The following is a 2,628-nucleotide window of genomic DNA, read 5'->3' as shown; positions in this document are numbered from 1 at the left end:
CGGCTTCCGGATCGTCGCCGCGCCGCCGCCTTTCCCACCCCGGATCGCGCGGCCGACGCTCCGGCCGGCGCCATCCTCCCCCGCCATGCCGCCGCCGGCGGAGGTGGTCGTCACGGCCAGCAAGCAACCGGTGCCGCTGATCCGCTATCCCGGCACGATCACCCGGCGCACCGGCTCGCCGCTGCTGCCCGATGGCAGCGCGCCGGCGCCCAGCGACCTCGCCCGCCTGCTGCCCGTGCTGCAGACCACCGCGCTCGGCCCCGGGCGCGACAAGCTGTTCATCCGCGGCATCGCCGATTCGAGCTTTAACGGCACCACGCTGTCCACCGTCAGCGTCTATCTCGACGACGTGCAACTGAGCGCGTCCGGCCCCGATCCGGGGCTGCGGCTGTACGACATGGCCGCGGAGGAGGTGATGGAAGGGCCGCAGGGCACGCTGTATGGCGCAGGCTCGATCGGCGGCGTGGTGCGGCTCACCTCCAACGCCCCCGATCTCGTCACCGCCGGCGCCGCCGTTCAGGCGGGCGCTACCGCCCTGACGGGCGGCGCGCCGGGCGGCGATCTGGCGACCACGATCAACCTGCCGGTCGTCGCCGGCCGGCTGGGCCTGCGCGGCGTCGGCTACCTCGTGCGCGACGGCGGATATATCGACGATACCGCGCGCGGCGCGAGCAACGTCAACCGCACCGACATCGCCGGTGGACGGCTCGCCGGCCGGCTGCTGCCGGGGGACGGCTGGCGGGTCGACGCGAGCGGCGCGCTGCAGTGGATCCACTCGCGTGACGGGCAATACGCGCTGGCGGGCGAGGGAACGCTCGCCCGGCGCGATCCGCTCGCGCAGCCCTTCACCGGCGCGTTCCGCTTCGGTCGGCTGGTGATCAACAAGCAATGGCCATCGGGGCTGGAACTCACCTCGGCCACCGGGCTCGCCGCGTTTGACACGTCCGAGCTGTTCGACATGACGCCGCCCGGCGTGAGGCCCGTGTCGACCTCGCGCGCGGATACGGAGAAGCTGCTCGCCAGCCACGAGATGCGGCTGTCGCGCGTGCTGCCGGGCGGACGATCATGGCTGGTTGGCGTGACGCTGGTCAGCGACCGCTCGGTGCTGGAACGTTCGGCCGGCGTGCTCGGCATGGAGCGCGACGTCACTGGCGTGCGCAATCTCACGCGCGCGGCGTCGGCGTTCGGCGAGGCGACGCAGACCTTCTGGACACGCCTGTCGATCACTCTGGGCGGCCGTTACACGATCGCGCGGGTCGACAGCGAGCCGTCGCAGATCCAGCGCGCGATGCCGTACGTGAAGGGTCAGCGGACGCTGCGGCTCGATCCGACGATGGCGGCATCGCTGCGCCTGTCGACCGATCTGGCGTTGTTCGCCCGGCACCAGACCGGTTTTCGCACCGGCGGCCTCGCGGTGGCGCGCGGCGTCGGACGCGTCGCCAATTACGATCCCGACACGATCTCGGTGAACGAGATCGGCCTGCGCCGCCTGCCGCGCTCGCCGCATGCGCTCGGCCTGACGTTCAGCGCGTCGCGGGCGCATTGGGCGAACATCCAGGCGGACCTGTTCAGCCGGCGGGGCCAGCCTTTCACCATCAATCTCGGCAACGCGGAGGTCACCGCGCTGGAGGCGTCGCTGGACTGGGCGCCGTGGCGGGGGCTGACCCTGTCGGGCTCGGCGCTGTACACCGACAACCATGTCACCGGCCCGATCGCGGACCAGTCGCGCCCCGACAACCGCCGCCTGCCGGACACGCCGCCGGTGGGCGGCCATGCCGACCTCGGCTATCGCTGGGGCGGCGCGCTCGCGCCGCACGTGGGCGCGAACGTGACGGTGGTCGGGCGCTCGGTGCTGGGCACGGGCGACCTGCTCGACGTGCGCCAGGGCGGCTATGCGCTGTTCGGCGCGGGCGCGGGCGTGCAGCGCGGGCGCGTCGGCATGACGCTCGATCTCGACAACCTGTTGAACGCGGCGCCCGATCGGTTCGCGTTCGGCAATCCGTTCGGCCTGGCGGCGCGCGACCAGCGCACGCCGGCGCGACCTCGATCGCTCAGGATCGGCATCGCCTCGCGCTGGTAGCGCTTGACCACTGGTACAGAACAGGAACAGATACAGAACTCTGGAGTTTCCGAGTCGCTGTGTCTGTTGTCACGCCCACCATCGCCGATCTCCGGGCCAGCCTGCGCGCGATCGAGGGCGAGGGGCGGACGCATCCGCTGCTGCCGTTCGGGATCGACATGCTCGACGCGCGGCTGGCCGATGGCGGGTTGCGGCTGGATGCGCTGCACGAGCTGGCGTCGGTGGGCGCCGGCTGGGGCGACGACGCGGCGGCGATCCTGTTCGCCGCCGGGATCGTCGCGCGGGCGCGCGGCCCCGTGCTGTGGGTGGTGCGCTCGCGCGACCTGTTCGCGCCGGGCCTGTACCAGGCGGGGCTGCATCCCGAGCGCGTGCTCTATGCCGAGGCGCGCGACGACGCCGAACTGCTCGCGCTGATGGAGGATGGGCTGCGCCATGGCGGGCTGGCGGCAGTAGTGGGCGAGGCACGGCGCGTCGAGACCGCGCAATCGCGCCGGCTCCAGCTCGCCGCCGAACGCACGGGCACCGCCGCGCTGCTGCTGCGCCGGCCG

Annotated in this window: 1 protein-coding gene and 1 pseudogene; both read left to right on the top strand. The window is 72.8% G+C overall.

Annotated elements, in window-relative coordinates; all coding sequences use genetic code 11:
- A partial coding sequence (locus HUU95_RS13895) for a TonB-dependent receptor (RefSeq protein WP_217429846.1) occupies window positions 1-2,080 on the top strand: 2,080 nt, incomplete at its 5' end.
- A gap of 59 nt (window positions 2,081-2,139) precedes the next feature.
- Window positions 2,140-2,628, top strand: a pseudogene (locus tag HUU95_RS13890) (ImuA family protein); the annotation flags it as partial.

The organism is Sphingomonas bacterium (assembly GCF_903643065.1).
GTDB lineage: Bacteria > Pseudomonadota > Alphaproteobacteria > Sphingomonadales > Sphingomonadaceae > Sphingomonas.
This window is presented reverse-complemented; position numbering and strand designations above follow the sequence as displayed.